General features: G+C 58.7%; 15 protein-coding genes. 3 read left to right on the forward strand and 12 right to left on the reverse strand.

Going from position 1 to position 16,698, the window contains the following annotated elements; genetic code table 11:
- Window positions 1-34: 34 nt before the first annotated feature.
- Together ABWU19_RS10965 and ABWU19_RS10970 are read right to left on the reverse strand one after the other, a co-directional pair.
- Window positions 35-706 carry a DUF1385 domain-containing protein gene (locus ABWU19_RS10965; RefSeq protein WP_435901724.1) on the reverse strand — a complete coding sequence of 224 codons (672 nt, stop codon included), beginning with the start codon at window positions 704-706 and terminating at the stop codon, window positions 35-37.
- Window positions 707-839: 133 nt separating this feature from the next.
- Entirely contained in the window at window positions 840-2,048 is a 1,209-nt protein-coding gene (locus ABWU19_RS10970; RefSeq protein WP_435901725.1) for an NAD(P)/FAD-dependent oxidoreductase, read from the reverse strand.
- 141 nt (window positions 2,049-2,189) lie between these two features.
- On the opposite strand from ABWU19_RS10970, the gene tig reads away from it, so the two are divergent.
- The 3 genes from tig (at window position 2,190) to clpX (ending at window position 5,343) form a co-directional block, all read left to right on the forward strand.
- Window positions 2,190-3,404: a trigger factor gene (gene tig, locus ABWU19_RS10975; RefSeq protein ID WP_435901726.1), complete on the forward strand. Its 1,215-nt coding sequence runs from the start codon at window positions 2,190-2,192 to the stop codon at window positions 3,402-3,404.
- A gap of 168 nt (window positions 3,405-3,572) precedes the next feature.
- Window positions 3,573-4,160 carry an ATP-dependent Clp protease proteolytic subunit gene (locus tag ABWU19_RS10980; protein ID WP_027876617.1) on the forward strand — a complete coding sequence of 196 codons (588 nt, stop codon included), beginning with the start codon at window positions 3,573-3,575 and terminating at the stop codon, window positions 4,158-4,160.
- Window positions 4,147-5,343, forward strand: a complete 1,197-nt coding sequence (gene clpX, locus ABWU19_RS10985) for an ATP-dependent Clp protease ATP-binding subunit ClpX (protein WP_435901727.1) — start codon at window positions 4,147-4,149, stop codon at window positions 5,341-5,343. Before ABWU19_RS10980 ends, clpX begins: the two co-directional genes overlap by 14 nt.
- 60 nt (window positions 5,344-5,403) lie before the next feature.
- Here the strand turns inward: clpX and ABWU19_RS10990 are convergent, their stop codons facing one another.
- The 10 genes from ABWU19_RS10990 to ABWU19_RS11035 all read right to left on the reverse strand — a co-directional run bounded on the left by ABWU19_RS10990 (window position 5,404) and on the right by ABWU19_RS11035 (window position 16,608).
- Window positions 5,404-6,090 (reverse strand): DsbA family protein, encoded by a 687-nt coding sequence (locus ABWU19_RS10990; RefSeq protein ID WP_435901728.1) that lies wholly within the window; start codon window positions 6,088-6,090, stop codon window positions 5,404-5,406.
- A 51-nt stretch (window positions 6,091-6,141) separates the two neighbouring features.
- Window positions 6,142-7,080, reverse strand: coding sequence for a polyamine aminopropyltransferase (gene speE, locus ABWU19_RS10995; protein ID WP_435901729.1), 939 nt, complete (start codon window positions 7,078-7,080; stop codon window positions 6,142-6,144).
- A 152-nt stretch (window positions 7,081-7,232) separates the two neighbouring features.
- The gene (locus ABWU19_RS11000; RefSeq protein WP_435901730.1) at window positions 7,233-7,640 is read right to left on the reverse strand and encodes an S-adenosylmethionine decarboxylase family protein; all 408 of its coding nucleotides are present in this window, start codon (window positions 7,638-7,640) and stop codon (window positions 7,233-7,235) included.
- Window positions 7,641-7,764: 124 nt separating this feature from the next.
- Window positions 7,765-8,244, reverse strand: a complete 480-nt coding sequence (locus ABWU19_RS11005; protein ID WP_435901731.1) for a hypothetical protein — start codon at window positions 8,242-8,244, stop codon at window positions 7,765-7,767.
- A gap of 134 nt (window positions 8,245-8,378) precedes the next feature.
- Window positions 8,379-9,206 carry an HAD family hydrolase gene (locus ABWU19_RS11010; protein ID WP_435901732.1) on the reverse strand — a complete coding sequence of 276 codons (828 nt, stop codon included), beginning with the start codon at window positions 9,204-9,206 and terminating at the stop codon, window positions 8,379-8,381.
- A gap of 24 nt (window positions 9,207-9,230) precedes the next feature.
- Window positions 9,231-10,079 carry an HAD family hydrolase gene (locus tag ABWU19_RS11015; RefSeq protein WP_435901733.1) on the reverse strand — a complete coding sequence of 283 codons (849 nt, stop codon included), beginning with the start codon at window positions 10,077-10,079 and terminating at the stop codon, window positions 9,231-9,233.
- A gap of 65 nt (window positions 10,080-10,144) precedes the next feature.
- A complete protein-coding gene (locus ABWU19_RS11020) occupies window positions 10,145-11,056 on the reverse strand; it encodes a PhzF family phenazine biosynthesis protein (RefSeq protein ID WP_435901734.1) in 912 nt (303 codons plus the stop codon).
- A 60-nt stretch (window positions 11,057-11,116) separates the two neighbouring features.
- Window positions 11,117-12,859 (reverse strand): aspartate--tRNA ligase, encoded by a 1,743-nt coding sequence (aspS, locus tag ABWU19_RS11025; protein WP_435901735.1) that lies wholly within the window; start codon window positions 12,857-12,859, stop codon window positions 11,117-11,119.
- 203 nt (window positions 12,860-13,062) lie between these two features.
- Window positions 13,063-14,349: a histidine--tRNA ligase gene (gene hisS, locus ABWU19_RS11030; protein ID WP_435901736.1), complete on the reverse strand. Its 1,287-nt coding sequence runs from the start codon at window positions 14,347-14,349 to the stop codon at window positions 13,063-13,065.
- A 78-nt stretch (window positions 14,350-14,427) separates the two neighbouring features.
- Window positions 14,428-16,608 (reverse strand): diguanylate cyclase domain-containing protein, encoded by a 2,181-nt coding sequence (locus ABWU19_RS11035; RefSeq protein WP_435901737.1) that lies wholly within the window; start codon window positions 16,606-16,608, stop codon window positions 14,428-14,430.
- Between the last annotated feature and the right edge of the window lie 90 nt (window positions 16,609-16,698).

Here is a 16,698-nt window from a genome sequence, read left to right on the forward strand (position 1 = left end):
TAACTCACCCCCGTCCCTTATTTTCCACTGGGTGTCAAGTCCTTTTCCGAATTGGCGTTTTGATCAAATGTATGCTCAGAAAAATGAGTGCGAGCGTGCTCAGAACTCCCTGTAAGGGGTTCATCTGGTAGAATATGGACACAAAAAAAAGCGGAGAGACAAAAAAGACCGGCACACTCCCACAGGTCGGAGAAACAGTGGGCTGCATCGCCACGTTCACGACTGTCAGGTGCAATCCCTTCTTATACGCCCAGAACGCTTGATGCTCGGCGCTGTGGTAGCGAAAGAAGTCCCTTAGGGGCTCAAGCCACCTCTTGTCGTACAGATTTATTGAAGCAAGTACCAACAGGATGAATAACAAGGGCACAAGCTGCATAAGGCCGTTAAATCTGAGATTCAGGCCAAAAATGACAACCAAAGCTAACGCAATCCCGGTCAAAAGGCCTAATCTAATCATGCGCCAAGCGTTTTTGCTTATACCGTGCGGTTTCATGCGCGAGAAGTTGCTAAGAGCATACCAGAAAGTGAACAACAAACTCCCGATCAAGTTTCGTAGAATGGGCGGAATCTGAATCACTTTGATCTCGAGTACGGTATCTGTGTACTGGGCCACAACCAGGTATTCTTTGCCAAAAAAAGCGACACCGTTTAGCAGCGCCATGCCCCCATATATTGATTTCGCACGCTTATTGTTGGCATTGTCCATATTTCAATTATAGAAAATGCCTAGGTACTTTTGAGCAAGCAATTTTAGTATATGGTTCGGACTGAGACCGAACAGCACCAAATGCAAAGACCCCCTCCGTAAAGAGGGGGTGGAGGAATGGCTTATATCAGCCCTAGGGCAGGAACGACCAGCCATTGCGGTACTTTAGCAGCAACACTTTTTCGACCAAGACCTTGTTAAAGTCGCCCAGTACGTTGGGCAGCATCACCTGGAATTGGCGCGGTGGGAAGAGGTGGTTGCCCAGGATGATAACTTCCTTGTTGCCCGCGTCCATCACGCATACGGCCGGCATGGAACCAAACGCCTTGCAGTGCAGGTTGTTGAGGTTCCCGTGCAGAATCTCGCTGATGTTACGGGCAGCAACTTTAGCCATCTCGTCGGTGGGGAAGCCGGTCTTGGGCACACCAAAGGGCACGTCGCCTTTGAAGGGGTTAGGTACCTTGGCGGCCAGTCCCACCGCAAATACGTTGGGATAACGGGTGCTCTGGTATCCGTCTGTTACCTCCACAAAGCCTTTGGCGTCTACCAACTCGGGGGTGTTTTTCACCACATCCACACCCTCGAATGGGGGTACCAGCATGGTGAACTTCGAAGGCAGCACTTCACCGGTAGAAAGCACCACGCCGTCGGGTCGGACCTCGGTGATGGCTGCATTGGCACGGTACTCAATGCCTTGCATTTTCAAGAAGGTTTTGAGCATGGTCTCGCCGCCGCTCATGCCGCCAATACCAAAGTGGCCGAGCTTGGGTTCGGGTGTGACCCAGGTAATGCTGACCTGCTTGCGCTTGCCGGCTTTGCGTACCTGATGGTCGAAGTTGAACAGATACTCATAGCCTGCACCCATACAACTCGCACCCGGTACCGCCCCAATCACCACCGGCCCCGGGTCTTGGAGGAACTGCTTGTAGGCCTCGTAGGTTTTCTCGGCATCGGGCGGGGTGAAGATGGAGTGGGAGTGGCCTTTGGGTCCCAGCCCTGGCACTGCGTCCCAGGCCAGCTTAGCGCCAGTTGCGATGACCAGGAAGTCGTAGTCAATTACGGTTCCATCGGCCAGCTCCACTTTGTTTTCGTCGGGTCTAATCTTGGTGGCCTCGCCCAGAATAAACTCGATACCCCCACGGCGGAAGGTGCTCTCGGCATCGAAAGTGATGTCCGATACCTTGCGGCGGCCAAAAGGCACCCAGATGAGGGAGGGGATGTACACAAACTCCTTTTGCCTCGAGACCACCACTATCCGGGCTTCTTTGCCCAGCCTGCGCTTTAGCTCGAAAGCGCTGGTCATCCCGCCGAAGTTTCCGCCAATTACTAGGATTGTTTTCATATCATGCTCCTTGTTTCACAAGTTACTGCATACGGGCAGGGGGTATACAGGGTCACTTGTCCCAGGTGGGTGTATCTGAAACCCGCTTAGGGTTGTAAACTATGACCTTGGCGACCCCCGAGGTCGGACTTGAGGTGTGTTGTGGCAGAAATTCTAGAACGCGATGGCTACAAGGTAAAAATCAAGGTGGAGGTTCCGGCCAGCCAGGTCGAACAGACCTACCGCACGGTTTTAAGCAGCTATGCCAGCCGGGTGATGGTGCCGGGTTTTCGGCCAGGGAAGGCCCCAGCCAAAGTAATTGAGGCCAAAATTGGCAAAGAATCCCTGCTTGATGAGGTTAAGGAGGTTTTGCGCGACGAGACCTTCCCCAAAGCGGCCCGCGAGCTTTCGCTACTGCCCGTAGGTGTCAGGGTTTTGGAAGAACACCTGACCTTTGGGGAGCCTTACGTCTACACCGTGGAGGTGGAGAACTACCCCGAAGTAAAATTACCCGACTGGCGCAGCTTCAAGCTCGAGGTGGAAACACCTGAACTGACCGAGGAAGTGGTCAACAAGGCTCTGGAAGATCTTCGCAGTCGTTATGGTGAGATGGTGGCGGTTGACCGTGAGGTTCAGGCCACCGATCACGTGTTTATCGAGACGGAAGACGGCGGGCGTTTTCCGGTGGTGATGGAAAACGCCCAACCCCACGTGCGCGAGGCTTTGCTGGGCAAGAAAGCTGGCGACGAGGTGCTGGTGCCGGTGAAGGATGGCGAAACCGTTGTGCGTGAGGTCAAGACCAGGGTGCTGGAAGTCAAGGCCCTGCAATTGCCCGAACTCGACGACGAATTCGCCAAGACGGTGGGTGAAGAAAACCTCGAGTCCCTGGTAGCCAAAGTTCGCGAAACCCTCAAGGCGCAGTTCGAGCGCGAGACCAGTAAAGCCAAGGCTTCGCAACTGCTGGACAAACTGGCCGAGGCCATTGAGGTCGAGATTCCCCCCACCATGCTGATGCGAGAAGAGCAGGGCTTGCTGGAAGGCCTGGCAGAAGACCTGCAGGAGCAGAATCTCGACCTGGGTGAATACTTGGAGCAGCTCGAGAAAGACGGTAAGCTCGAGGAGTTCAAGCAAAGCATGAGCCAGAGCGCCATCAAGCGCTTGCGCCGCTCGCTGGCCGTAGAGGCTCTGGCTGATGAGCTTAAGACTGCGCTAAGCCAGGAAGAGTTCGATGAATTCCTGGCCGAACTGGCGCGCTCGTACCGCACAACACCATCCCGCCTGCAAAGCGAACTCGGACGAGATACCCTGGCCCGCCTGCGGATTCAGCGCCTTCACGATAAAGCGCTATTTGAAGCCGTGCAGATCCTTGCATCGTAGCCATCTTCCAAGGCTTCACTAGACCAGCCAGACCTTACGCATCTGAGGGCTGGCGGGGCATCGGTAGGGCAGCTTGAGTCCTACCGATGCCGCTTTGAATCCTGTGCTACTGCCCTATGTGCGCCAATGCCCTCTTGAACCTGACTTCAGTCATACAATAGAGCCGATATGATCGTTCCATATGTCATCGAACAAACTGCCCGTGGCGAACGTGTTTACGACATTTATAGCCGCCTACTCAAAGACCGTATCATCTTTCTGGGTACACCGATCGACGCACAGGTAGCCAACACCATCGTGGCACAAATCCTCTTCCTGGCGGCGCAAAACCCCAACCAGGAAATTCGCATGTACATCAACTCGCCCGGTGGCGACGTGGATGCGGGTCTGGCCATCTACGACACCATGCAGTTTGTTACGGCCCCGGTCTCGACCATTTGTGTGGGGCTTGCTGCCTCGATGGGTGCAGTGCTGCTGGCGGCTGGTGAGCCTGGCAAGCGCTATGCCCTGCCTCACTCCAAGGTTATGATTCACCAGCCCTGGGCTAGGGGCCTGGGTGGACAGGCCACCGATATTGCCATACAGGCTGAACAAATACTCAAGACCCGCAAGGTGCTAAACGCCATCCTGGCCCGGCATACCAATCAACCCCTGGAAAAAGTGGAGCGCGATACCGAGCGCGATTACTACCTTACCGCCGAAGAAGCGGCAGGCTATGGGCTGGTAGATCAGGTGGTTAGCCGTGAAACGCAATAAGCCATCCTGCAGTTTTTGTGGTAAGAAGCACCCCGAGGTTGCCCAGCTGATTGAGTCACCCCTGGGTGAGGTGTACATCTGTAACGAGTGTGTTGATCGGGCCAACGATCTGCTGGATTCCGAACCCAGGCCTGGTTTTACCGGCCCACGCCACCTGCCCAAACCGGCTGAAATCAAGAGCTTCCTCGACCAGTACGTGATTGGACAGGAACTACCGAAAAAGACCCTTTCGGTGGCCGTTTACAACCACTACAAGCGCCTGCTGCACCCCGAGGCCGAGGTTCAGAAGTCCAACGTGCTGCTGATTGGGCCCACAGGAACCGGCAAAACCCTGCTGGCCGAAACCCTGGCCCGAATGCTGGATGTGCCTTTTGCCATAGCCGACGCTACCACCCTGACCGAAGCCGGATATGTGGGCGAAGATGTGGAAAACGTTTTGTTGCGCCTGCTGCAGGCTGCCGACTTTGATGTGCGGGCTGCTGAAAAAGGCATTATCTACATTGATGAGATCGACAAAATTGCCCGCAAGTCCGAGAACCCCAGCCTGACCCGGGACGTTTCGGGGGAGGGGGTGCAGCAAGCTCTTTTGAAGATCATTGAGGGCACGGTAGCCAACGTTCCACCGCAGGGTGGCCGCAAGCACCCCCACCAGGAGTTCATTGCGCTCAACACCAGGAACATTCTGTTTATCCTGGGCGGGGCTTTTGATGGCCTCGAGCGCATCGTGCTTTCACGGGTGGATCAGAACTCCATCGGTTTCACCCGTCCCAAGAAAAGCGAAGAAAAGCCCGAGGTGATTCCTGAAGACCTGGTTCGCTTTGGCCTGATACCGGAGTTTGTGGGCCGTATGCCGGTGATGGTTCAGCTCGAGGCCCTCGACGAAGAAGCCCTGGTGCGTATTCTGACCGAGCCCAGGAATGCCCTTATTCGCCAGTACCAGGAACTGCTGCGCATGGAGGGCATCGAGCTCCGCTTCACACCTGGCGCCCTTCGGGAAATCGCCCGACGTGCCCTCAAACGCGGCACAGGAGCCCGTGGGCTGCGGGCTGTTATCGAAAAGGCTATGGTAGAGCTAATGTACGAACTGCCGGGCTCAGGGGTCAAGGAAGTGGTCTTCGATATGCCCCATCTTGACAAGCCGTTGATGGCGCTCGAGGAGGCCCGCTTGCGCCAGGCATCTTGAGGCAGAGCATAGCTTTCTGCAAAGGCTCGCCCCAAGGGCGAGCCTTTGTGCTCTTTACGGCTAGGGTTTGGTAGGGCTGCTGTAACCACCCTGGTCATCACCCTTGGATTGCCCGGCCAGGGCCTTGTCCAGAATTTCGCGCCAGCTATCGTAGGGGCGTTGGCCGGTGAAGGTCTCACCGTTCACAATGAAGCTGGGCGTACCGGTGAGCCCCAGATCGATCGCCAGTTTCTGGTCGGCGATGACACCAGCGCGCTTGTTGCCCGACTTCAGACACTCTGAGAAAGTCGCCGGAGCGATTCCAATCTGCCCGGCCAGGTCTGCAAAGTAATTGTTAAGGGCTTGCCCGCTCAAACCTGCCCACTGCATCTGGGCTCGAAAAAGGGCCTCGTGGTACTCGAGGTACAGGTTGCTGTCGGCAGCGCAGGCTGCGGCCTCTCCCGCGCGAATTACGTTTTCCTGCCCGCCAAAGGGAAAATCGCGGAAGACGTAGCGTATTTTGCCAGTATCGATGTAGTCGCGCTTGATTAGCGGGAACACATTGTTGGCGTGGTCGCGGCAGTGGCCACACAGGTAGTTGGAAAAGTCGACCACGGTAACTTTGGCGTTTGCATCGCCAATGACAAAACGTGCTCCGGCGGTGGCGTCGGCGCTGCTGGCTGTGGGTTTGGGCCTTAGCACCAGAAACAGGATGGCTGCTACGACGACGGCCAGGATTACAACTACAGTAAAAAGGGTTCTTTGCATGGCTTAGATTCTATGCCTTTGTGATGAAAAATTGCATGGATGGCAGCCCACTCAAACCCCAGATTGCCATGCTTTGCCTTCTTCGGTTAGCCAGAAGGGTGCTGCGTCCCTCGAGACCATCTTTTCTGCGGCAATGGCCTCTTTGAGGTCTTTGGGCAAAACAAACATGGCTTCGATAAAAGGTGCATCGAGGTGCTTAAGCGGGAGCTGACGCTCCAGAATACGGGCTTCAAGGGTGCCCTCGCTCAAACCCGTAACGTCGACAGCGTCGGAGGCCACAATAAAACCAAAATTGAGCATGAAGCCGGGGATGTAGTTGCGGTAACTGCGGGTATGCCTAAAAACTTGCTTAACCGTATGGTGCACCACCGGATGCATTTTGTGATGGGTGAGCAAGATCATACCCGCTTGCATGGCCATCAGGCCGCCGGGGTTGAGACGCGCTTTGAGCAGCTCGTAAAACTCCACAGTAAAGAGCATTCGGGCGGGGTTGTCCTCACCCACGGGGTCGTTCAGATCCACGATGATAACGTCGTAGGTATCGGGGTGATTTTCCAGCCAGCCCCTGGCATCCTCGGTAACGACCACCGCCCGGGGGTTGTCGAAGGCACCCTGATGCCACTCTGGTAGCAGGGTACGGGCCATTGCCACAAGCTCATCGTCAATATCGCACATCACAGCTTTTTCCACGCTTGGGTGCCGCAAAACCTCGCGCAGCGTAGCACCTTCGCCCCCCCCGACAATGAACACCGAACGCGGGTTGGGATGGGCCAGCATGGCCGGATGCACCAGTGTTTCGTGGTAGATGTACTCGTCGCGTTCGGTAGACTGCACATCTTTGTCCAGCACCAGGACTTTGCCAAAGCCTTCGGTTTGGAAGATAAAGTAATCCTGAAATTTGGTTCGCCCAGTAGCTAGTACCCTGTTCATGCGGCGGTAGATGGCTTCGTAGGGTGTGACCTGCTCGAGGTAGTACATGCCATATTCCATAGCGATTCCTCCAGTTGTGGGTTTTCGGGCCATTACGGCCATTTATCGCGGTCTTCGCTTTATTGCCGCTATGAGCAGTGGCAAAAATAAGCGCGAGACAGCCCTTTTTGTGATTGGGATTGTACCATCCTCTCTTAAGACCGCTCTATTTGCTACAGCTCGCTTTTGCTTGGTGCTCCTTGCCTGCGGCGCTTGATTTCATGCTCCCCACCACGCCAGAAGCGAAAAGCCGACTCTTCCTGGGCCCCAAATGCCCTTGCCAGCCCCCGCAACACCGCTTCGGGGTCTACGTCGCGCTTATAAAAGTAAAGGTCAAGCGCTGCTGAGGCGTTGTCCTCTGGCCAGGTGTGAATCATTACTGCGGCCACAGGGGAGAGGATGGCTGCCGAAAGTCCCTGAGGGTAAAACTTGTAGACCGTGGACTGTATACTAGCCGGAGGTGCACCAAGCTTGAGCACCGCATCCCGTAGCGCTACCTCTACCAGCTTGGGGTTTTCCAGCACTTCCAGGTTACAGCCATATATTTCGGCAACCCAGCGGCCTCCAGAAACAGTTGTCACGGCTGTACATGGTAGCACAACTTGTGCACGAAGCACATTTGATACGAACCCCAGGCGGGGGCCCAGCAAACAGAACATCAGGGACATTTCTGTTGAGTTGTCCAATCAGCGCACAGGAAGTTTTTTACCGCGGGTTATGGTGTTGGGCGGGTGCTTCCAGCTCCAGGGTTTGTGGGGCGGGGGCTTCTTGCAGCCAGTTGAGTGCCAGAAAGCTGTGCGTAAAGAGCACTACCAGCACAAGCGCCCCAATTACGTCGATGGGTTCGCGGCCGCTCATCAGCCAGCCAATGGGGCTGGGTGCAGGGAGGCCCGTGGTGCGGGTCAGCAGGTAAATTAGGGCGGTAATTCCCCCTATTAGCTGACCCGCCAGCACAAACGGTCTCGCCTGGGCCTTAGGAATCGAGCCGTTGTTCATGAAGCTGAGCATCAGGATAAAAAACCCCGTAGCCATCAGCAGCGCGATGCCCCACAGCATGATTTGTGCATAGAAGAAAGCCTGGGGTTGCTCGAGCATAAGTTGATCCAGCCCAATGGCTCCACAGGGCCCTCCACCCAGCGGTGTTCCGGCCCAGCCCAGTAGCTGCAAGGCAAATGGGGCAAACATCAAAGCCACCAATACACCGAGCTTTCGGTCGCGAATACCGAACATGCACAAATGGTGGCACCAACTTGTAATGGTGCATAGGGAAGAATATCCCGCGCGCAATGTGGACAACAAGCGCCCATAGAGCCCCTGTCTTAGCGGAACAGGCTTTGGGGGTGGCCATTTAGCGCCAGGACGTACTCAACCGCCTGGGCAAAGCCTTGCTCGCGCACATGGCCGGTGATGTGGTCGGCGGCGGCCTTAATTTCATCTACGGCGTTGCCCATGGCAATGCCAAGCCCGGCTTGGTGGATGGCCTCGAGGTCGTTGTGGCTGTCACCAATCATGGCAATTTCGCTCAGGGAGATGTGGTAATGCTCGGCCAACCAGCGCAATCCGGTGGCCTTGGTGACACCCTTGCGGATGACCCCGGTAATCACCTCCCGGGGGCTCTGGTACTCGGCCAGGTCGACAAACGGCAGGTCGGCCAGCTCGGGTTTGACCATCTCCCACAGGCCCAGGTCGCTAACCACAAACCACAAACGAACCAGGGTTTCTTCGATTTCCTCCAATCGGGCTGAACGGGCCTCGACCCCGGTAATCTCGATATGTGAGAGCAGTTCTGGCGGCATCAGCCCTTCTTCGTAGTAGCGGCCACCCTCAGCCCCCATTAGATCGAAGGGAAGGCGATATTTCCGTGCCAGCTCAACTAGTTCTGCCAGGTGTGGCAGCGCGTGGGCATGGAGCGAGCGACCCTGCGCGTCGCAGACCGAGGCGCCGTCGTTGAAGACGTGAGGCCCGTTGGGCTCTAGACGTTGTGCGTAAAAAAGCCCATAGCCCCCCTGAGGCCGCCCGGTGCACACAGCAAAGCGCAGCCCCTGCTGACGGGCTTTTTCAACTGCTTCCCAGGCCGAATCTGGAACCCCGAAGTTGCGGCCTGCATAGAAAGTTCCGTCCAGGTCGAGGGCGATTAGCTTAATCATGAATTCCTTTTTTAGATAGCATTTTCACGAACTACTATTATCGTGAAAAATAGCACAAGATGATTGCCCCACAATAGCCTCCAGGGCCTGCTCGAGGCCGCACCCATCCACCGTGCCCACCACCAGGTCGGCGGCCTGCTTAACTGCTTCAGGGGCATTGCCCATGGCAATGCCGAGGCCAGCCGCGCGAATCAGCTCGAGGTCGTTTTCGCCATCGCCCACCATTGCACAACGACTCAGGTCCAGCCCAAGCTCGGCTGCAACCCAGGCTGCGGCTGCCCGCTTGGAAACCCCCGCCGCCGTAACCGAGCTAAAACCAACCCCTGGCATACCAGGGCTGGTGGCTTCGTGCAACTCGACCTCTGGCATCTGGGCAATTTGTTCGCGCAACTGCTGCCAGGCAGGTGAGGGGCGCCAGACAAACTGCACCCGCACTACCCTCTGGGCCAACCCATCTAAGCTATGCTCCTGGGCCGAAAAGCCCAGCATGCTCTCGTGCGTGAGCAGGTCGGGGTGCTGGTTTTCACGGTAGAAGCCGCCTTCGGCGGTATAGACTTCAAAGGGCACGCCATACACCCTGCCCAGCTCGAGCAGCCGCTGGTAGACCTGGAGGGGGAGGCTTGTGGCTCGTACTACCTGGCCTGTACCAGAAACAATCATGGCCCCAGACTCAAAAATATGCAAACCCTGGGGATCCAGCCGCCGGGCGTAGTCCAGGGCAAAACCGCGCCCAGGCCGCCCGGTGCAAATGCTCAGATGCAGGCCCGCTGCCCTGGCCCGTGCGGCGGCATCCCAGGCGCACGAGGGTACGCCGTTGGGGCCGTACAGCGTACCATCAACGTCAATTAGCACGAGCTGGATAGGTTTATTCATAGCTTGGGTGGGGCTGTAAGGGTAGGGCTTGATGTGGTGTGCCAAAGCCCGCGGGCTGACGGTCTTTAATTGGGGTTTCCACCCAACTCCACCACCCCATTTTCGGCCACCACCGCCGTACCTCCGATATACACCCCCAGAATATTTCCAGCCGGGCCGTACTCCACCCGCACCTCCACCTGGCCGGGGCCACCCATGCGGTGCCCCTGGGTGACGGTCAGGTTGACCTCGCCTTCCCAGCGCGGCACCACCCCAGCCCGGGCCAGCAGTGTGCCCAGGGCAGCATTGGGTGAGCCGGTGACGGGGTCTTCGGGGATGCCCAGGGCGGGGGCGAAGGTGCGCGCGTAGAAGCGGCGGGGGCCATAAGGGGCGTATACGTGGACGGTAGCGACCTCGAGCTCATTCGACAGCACCGCAAGCCTATCCATGTCGGGCTCGAGGGCATCCACCAGCCCTGGTGCCACCACTGGCATGAAAAGCGTCCACAAGCCGGTAAAGGTGATGCCATAGGGCAGGCCCCGGTGCAGGTAGCGCTCGTTGGCCCCCATCACTTCGATAAACTCCTGCAGCACCTTCCAGGAAGGTGGGTCGCGGAAGCGAGGGCTCGGGCTTTGCACCAGGGCGCGCCCTTCCGAAAGCTCTACCGTGAGCGACTCCCCAATGGTGCGCAAGTAGAGCCTGTTGACACCTTCTGGAAGCAGGCCTTCCTGCAGCAGTGAAAGCGCCAGGCCCACCGCAGCATGGCCGCTAAACTCCACCTCGCCATTGGCAGCAAAAAAGCGCACCTCAAAGCCTGTGCCCTCCCAGTCGGTAACGAAGGCCGCCTGGGGCTGCCCCAGCCGGGTGGCTACAAGCTGCATCTCCTCGGTGGTCAGGCCGCGGGCGTCCAGAACCAGGGCCACCCGGTTGCCTCCACCGGGCACTTCGGTAAAGACATCCACCAAAAGATACGGCACACGCTGGCTGGCCTTAGACATAAAGCCCTCCTCTGGTCTGCAGGAGTGTACCGGGGTTTGGGTCTGGCGTCGACCAGGCACTCATACCTTGCTCCGTATGGCCAGCCCCACCGCGGCCAGTTGGGCCTCATCCACCGGGGCAGGGGCGCCGGTGAGGGTTTCCTTGCCCTCCTTGTTCTTGGGGAAAGCAATGACCTCACGAATCGACTCTTCGCCGGCCAGGTGGGCCACAAAGCGGTCAAGCCCCCAGGCGATGCCCCCGTGGGGTGGTGCGCCGTAAGACAGGGCCTCGAGCAGAAAGCCAAACTTCTGCTGGGCCTCCGCGGGGCTGATGCCCAGCAGGGCGAACATACGTTCTTGCAGGTCGCGGCGATGGATACGAATGGAGCCGCCCCCAATCTCGCTGCCGTTGAGCACGAAGTCGTAGGCGTAGGCCCGCACCTTCTGGGGGTCGGTGTCCAGTAGGTGCAGATCGTCGAGGTTGGGGCTGGTAAAGGGGTGATGCATATAGGTCCAGCGGCTCGCCTCCTCGTCCCACTCCAGCAGGGGGAAGTCCACCACCCACAAAAACCTGTAACCGGGCTCGATCAGGCCTAGCCGTTTGCCGAGCTCGAGCCGCACTGCCCCCAGGCTCTCTACCGTTTTGCGCCAGGGGCCGGCCACAAACAGCAGGGTCTGGCCCTCGTTGAGGCTCAGCTTTTGGCGCAGGTCAGCAGGTATGAATTTTGCAATTCCGCCCGAAAGCCCGGCGTTCTCGTACCTGGCCCAGGCCAGCCCTGCTGCGCCTTTGCTTTTGGCAATGGCCTCGAGCTCCTCAATTTCCCTGCGCGACAACAGGCTGGGCGCCACCAGGGCCTTGACCGTTTCGGCTGCTGCAAAGGCCCTGAACTCGCCCCCCCTGAACACCTCCGTAACGTCTTGCAGCTCGAGGCCAAAGCGCAGGTCGGGCTTGTCGGAGCCAAAGCGGTTCATGGCCTCGGCATAGCTCAGGCGGGGGAAGGGGAGGGTCAGCTCGAGGCCTTTGGTCTCGCGCAGGATGTGGGCGGCCAGCCGCTCGTTAAGCGCGATGATGTCGTCCTGGGTGACGAAGGACATCTCCATATCGAGCTGGGTAAAGTCGGGCTGGCGGTCGGCCCGCAGGTCCTCGTCGCGGAAGCAGCGGGCAATCTGGAAGTAGCGGTCGTAACCCGCGACCATTAGCATCTGCTTGAAAAGCTGGGGTGACTGCGGCAGGGCATAAAAGTGGCCGGGCTCGAGCCTCGAGGGCACCAGAAAATCGCGTGCACCTTCGGGGGTGGAGCGGGTTAGATAGGGCGTTTCTACGCTGATGAAGCCCTCCCCATCCAAAAAGCTATAAATGGCCGCGACCACCTGGTGGCGCAGACGCAGGTTATCGTGCAGCCGCTTGCGACGCAAATCCACCACGCGGTTTTTTAGCCGTACCTCCTCGCCTACGTGCTGGTCTTCCTCGCCACGCCAGCCCGCGTCGATGGGGAAGGGGGGGGTCTTGGCTTCGGCGAGCACCTCGAGGCGTTCGGCAATCACTTCCACTGCCCCGGTGGCAAGCCGAGGGTTGACCTGATCGGCAGGCCGAAGCTGAACCTTACCTTCTACCCGTATCACCCATTCCGAGCGCAGCCGGTCGGCCTCAGCGAAGCAGGAAGCCTCGGGGCTAACAACGACCTGGGCCAGCCCCTCGCGGTCGCGTAGATCAATAAAGATGAGCCCGCCCAGGTCGCGCCTGCGGTTAACCCAGCCCTCCAGTACCACGGTTTGATTGGCATGTTCTTTGCGCAAATGACCACAGTAAAGCGTTCGACGCATAGGCTTTAGCATACCTTTTTGTGAAAAGTTCTCAAAATCTAGACCTGTTGAATAAATTTATCACGAACATTTAGTATCGTGAAATATTGCACATAAAGACTATCGAAGCTATCTGCTTAGCAAAAGGCAATAATGCCCCCTGTTTTTGCCAAGCGCAGCAAGAGGCGAGGTAGAGGCTCATCCAGGGCTTCACAAAAATGTGATTACTGCACCTCCGGGCCTTCAAACAGGCTGTGTAGTTGCAGGGCCTCGAGCTCCTTTTGTTCGCCGCTTTCCAGATGTTTGAGGGTAATCACCCCTCTGGCCCGCTCCGACTCGCCCAGAAAGCCCACGTAGCGGGCCCCTTTCTTCAAAGCGTCCTCGAGGGCCTTGCGCGGGCTTTTGGGGGTGTAGCCGATCTCCACGCGAATTTTGGGCCGGAGTTGCTCGGCCAGGGCCAGGGCCTCGATTTTGGCGGCTTCGTCCAGCGGCGCCAGGTAGAGGGTGGGGCTGGGGTCGGCAGGGATATGTACGTCTTCTTGCTCGAGGGCAATGGCCAGCCGCTCGATGCCGATGCCAAAGCCCACCCCCGGCAGCGGGGGGCCGCCCAGCATCTCCGAAAGCCCATCGTAGCGCCCACCGCCCCCCAGGGCCGACTTGGCCCCAATCTGGGCGTGGTGGACTTCCCAGGCGGTACGCACGTAATAGTCCAGGCCCCGTACCATGCTGGGGTCTACCATATAGACCACCCCTAGCCGGTCGAGGTAGCGGCAGACCTGAAGGTGGAAGGCCCGGGCTTCCTGGCCCAGAAACTCCAGCATGGGTCTGGGTTGTAGCTCTGCGATGATCTGCTGGTCGCGCTCGCTCTTGGAGTCCAGGATGCGCATGGGATTGGTTTCCAGGCGGGTTCTCGAGTCCTCCGAAAGCGCCTGAGCATAAGGCTCGAAGAGGGAGCGCAGGTACTGGTTGTAGCGCAGGCGGTCTGCGGGGTCGCCCACCGAGCCCAGTCTGACCTCGAGGCCCCGCAGGCCCAGGGTTTTGTAAATTCGCACCATCAGCGCGATGGCCTCGGCGTCCAAGAGCGGGTCGGCCAGGCCCAGGGCCTCGTAGTCAACCTGGTGAAACTGCTTGTAGCGCCCTTTTTGCTGACGTTCGCCCCGGAAGATAGGCCCCCAGGTAAAAAGCCGCACCGGCTGGGGCCAGACCTTCATGCCGTGCTCGTTGTAGGCCCGCACAATGGAGGCGGTGGGTTCGGGGCGCAGCGCCAGCAGCCGGCCACCGCGGTCCTCCAGCACGAACATTTCCTTTTTGACCACAATGTCCGAGGTCAGGCCCACCCCTTTTTGGAAGACCTCGAGGTACTCGAAAATCGGGGTATGGATCATCTGGGCCCCCGCCCGGCGCAAAACCTCTTCGGCGGTCTGGACAATGTAGCGAAAAACCGGCTCACGGAAAGGGTACTCCTTGGCCTGAGCAAACACGTCGTTGGTTCCGGGAACGGCCTTCAACATAAGCCCTATTCTAAGCGGATAAGCCATATGAACCCCCAGCTTCCCACCGACCAAACACCCCCCACCGTGAGCAGTGGGCTATTTATCGGACGCTTGCGTTCCGGTTTCTGCAGAAGTGCCGTTTTTATCGGCGTACATGCGCTGGTCGGCCAGAATCAGCAGACGCTCGGCGGTCTGGGCCTCGCTGGGGAAGCTCGCGAAGCCAATGTTGGCGGACAGACATATTCCGCTCAGGCAGATCTTGGAGATGGTCTCGAGGATACGCGCAGCCACCACCCCAGCACCTTCTTTGGAGGTCTGGGGCAACAACACTGCAAACTCGTCGCCCCCCCAGCGAAACACCATATCCCCGGCCCGTTGTGTTTTGCTAAGCGCTCGAGCCACCGTGATCAGGGCCTCATCGCCCACGGCATGGCCCAGGCGGTCGTTGATGGGTTTGAAGTTTTTCAGGTCGAGCACCAGCAAAGTAAGGGGATACTGGTAGCGGACAGCCCGCTCAAACTCCTCCTTGAGGCGCAGGTCGAAAGCGCGGCGGTTGTATAGACCGGTGAGGGCATCGGTGAGGGCTGCTTTTTCCAGGGCGCTGCGGCTTTGCAGCTCGTGTACCAGGGTGGCAATGGGTGTGGCAAAAAACTGTGCTGTGGCCAGGGAATCCTCGGCAAAAGCCTCGCTGTCGTGCAGGCTGTCCAGGTTCAGGTAGGCCAGCACCCTGCCTTGATGGTTCACCGGCAGGCACAGGTTGGCGCCCTGGCCCCCACTTACAAGCTGGCTTCGGTTCAGGATGCGTGGCTGGCCCCGCAAGGCCTTGGCTTTATCGTGGGCATACCAGGCCAGAAACGCATCCTCATCCCAGCTCTGATCACACGCCCAGACCGAACCCACCGAGGCCTGACAGGCAAACCCGTCTTCCTCGCGTACCCACAGGCTACCGGCATCGCTGCCCGGCACCAGATCCACCGCGGCCTCGAGGATGTGCTGGTACGCCTGCCGGGAAGGGTACGACCAGGCCTCGGTCAGCAGGCGGTTGATGCGCTGCTGCACTTCTTCGAGCAATACCCGTTCCAGGGCCGAGCTGAGCAGGCGTTCTATGCCCAGGAGATTTTCTTTTTTGCTGTGGGTCCAGGCCAGCCGGGCCCGGGTACCCAGCACCAGCACCACCCGGCCCTTCATGGCATCGCGGGTATGCACCGGATAGGCCACCAGGGTCTCGAACCCCAGTTGTGCTACTTCGGGAATGGCCTCTGGCAGGCTTGCGTAGTTTTCGCTGAACTGGGCCGTGCCCGAGTGGTACGCCTGCCAGGCCAGCCCTTGCCGATAGGGAAGCTTGCGGGCCAGCGGTGTAAGTTTGGGACGCAATTCCCGCGGTATGCGCCAGGCCAGCCCGCGCAAAGCCCCCCGGCGGTACTGCAAAACCGCCCCAGCCTCCATACCCAGCGCCGGTAATAGGTAACTTAGTACCACATCGGCCACTTTGTTTTTATCACCGGCCGAGGCCAGATGGTCGGCCGCCTTGAGCAGCAAGCGGCGCAGCTCGAGGTCGTGCAGGTGCTCGAGCTGCCGGCTCATGGCCAGGGCCAGACGGGAAAACAGCTCGAGTTCCTGCTTCTGCCAGCCCTCGGCCCGCAAAAACTGCAACACCGCCACGGTCTCGTGGCGCACCCGCAAGGCCACCGCCAGCTCGTGGGGTTGACGCCGCTTGGTTTCTACCTCCGGCCAGACCAGGCCGCTTTCTTGCAATGCCCGATGCACCAAGGGGCTGGGCCGCACATCTTCCGCTGGGGCAGCGCTGTCCTCCAGCAAGGTAAGCCGACCTGCACCGGCAGGAATCCAGATGCGAAGCTGGCTGCCCTGCAGCAGTTGCGAGAGCAGGGTGGGCAGTTGGCGCAAAAGCTGCTCGCGATTGAGGAAGCGCGGCACCACCTCCAGGCCTTGCAGGAACACGTCCTGCAATTGGGCCAGCTGGCGGGCTTTGTGGTGTGCCTGGCGTAAATTACGGCCCACCTGGTCGGCCAGGAAGGCCGAGAGCGAGAGAATAACAACCATCACCAGGTAGTCCAGGGGGCTCGAGCGAAACAAGAGCAGCACCAGCACCGACCCCAGGGCCGAGGCCAGCCCCACCCGCAGGCCGTAGACGCTCGAGGCCGTTGCGGTGAAAAACATCAGCCATGGGAGGGCATGCAGGCCGTCTAGCTTAAACGCATACGTCACCAGCACTGCAGCGAGCGAGGTTGCCAGAATCACAGGGTAGGGCAGGGCCATGGTTCGTCCCAGAAAGGAGCCTGGCCATACTTTAACCCAAGTTGCTACCTACAAAACGCTGGCCAGACGCTTGAAGTTGTGGGCAAAGAT

The organism is Meiothermus cerbereus, assembly GCF_051297115.1.
GTDB classification, from domain to species: domain Bacteria; phylum Deinococcota; class Deinococci; order Deinococcales; family Thermaceae; genus Meiothermus; species Meiothermus cerbereus_A.

Excerpts from the sequence above, each read along its gene's own strand:
- ABWU19_RS10965 (WP_435901724.1), bottom strand. The coding sequence starts at position 706 with ATGGACAATGCCAACAATAAGCGTGCGAAATCAATATATGGGGGCATG.
- ABWU19_RS10970 (WP_435901725.1), bottom strand. The coding sequence starts at position 2,048 with ATGAAAACAATCCTAGTAATTGGCGGAAACTTCGGCGGGATGACCAGC.
- ABWU19_RS10980 (WP_027876617.1), top strand. The coding sequence starts at position 3,573 with ATGATCGTTCCATATGTCATCGAACAAACTGCCCGTGGCGAACGTGTT.
- ABWU19_RS10990 (WP_435901728.1), bottom strand. The coding sequence starts at position 6,090 with ATGCAAAGAACCCTTTTTACTGTAGTTGTAATCCTGGCCGTCGTCGTA.
- speE (WP_435901729.1), bottom strand. The coding sequence starts at position 7,080 with ATGGAATATGGCATGTACTACCTCGAGCAGGTCACACCCTACGAAGCC.
- ABWU19_RS11005 (WP_435901731.1), bottom strand. The coding sequence starts at position 8,244 with ATGTTTGCCCCATTTGCCTTGCAGCTACTGGGCTGGGCCGGAACACCG.
- ABWU19_RS11010 (WP_435901732.1), bottom strand. The coding sequence starts at position 9,206 with ATGATTAAGCTAATCGCCCTCGACCTGGACGGAACTTTCTATGCAGGC.
- ABWU19_RS11015 (WP_435901733.1), bottom strand. The coding sequence starts at position 10,079 with ATGAATAAACCTATCCAGCTCGTGCTAATTGACGTTGATGGTACGCTG.
- ABWU19_RS11020 (WP_435901734.1), bottom strand. The coding sequence starts at position 11,056 with ATGTCTAAGGCCAGCCAGCGTGTGCCGTATCTTTTGGTGGATGTCTTT.
- aspS (WP_435901735.1), bottom strand. The coding sequence starts at position 12,859 with ATGCGTCGAACGCTTTACTGTGGTCATTTGCGCAAAGAACATGCCAAT.
- hisS (WP_435901736.1), bottom strand. The coding sequence starts at position 14,349 with ATGTTGAAGGCCGTTCCCGGAACCAACGACGTGTTTGCTCAGGCCAAG.
- ABWU19_RS11035 (WP_435901737.1), bottom strand. The coding sequence starts at position 16,608 with ATGGCCCTGCCCTACCCTGTGATTCTGGCAACCTCGCTCGCTGCAGTG.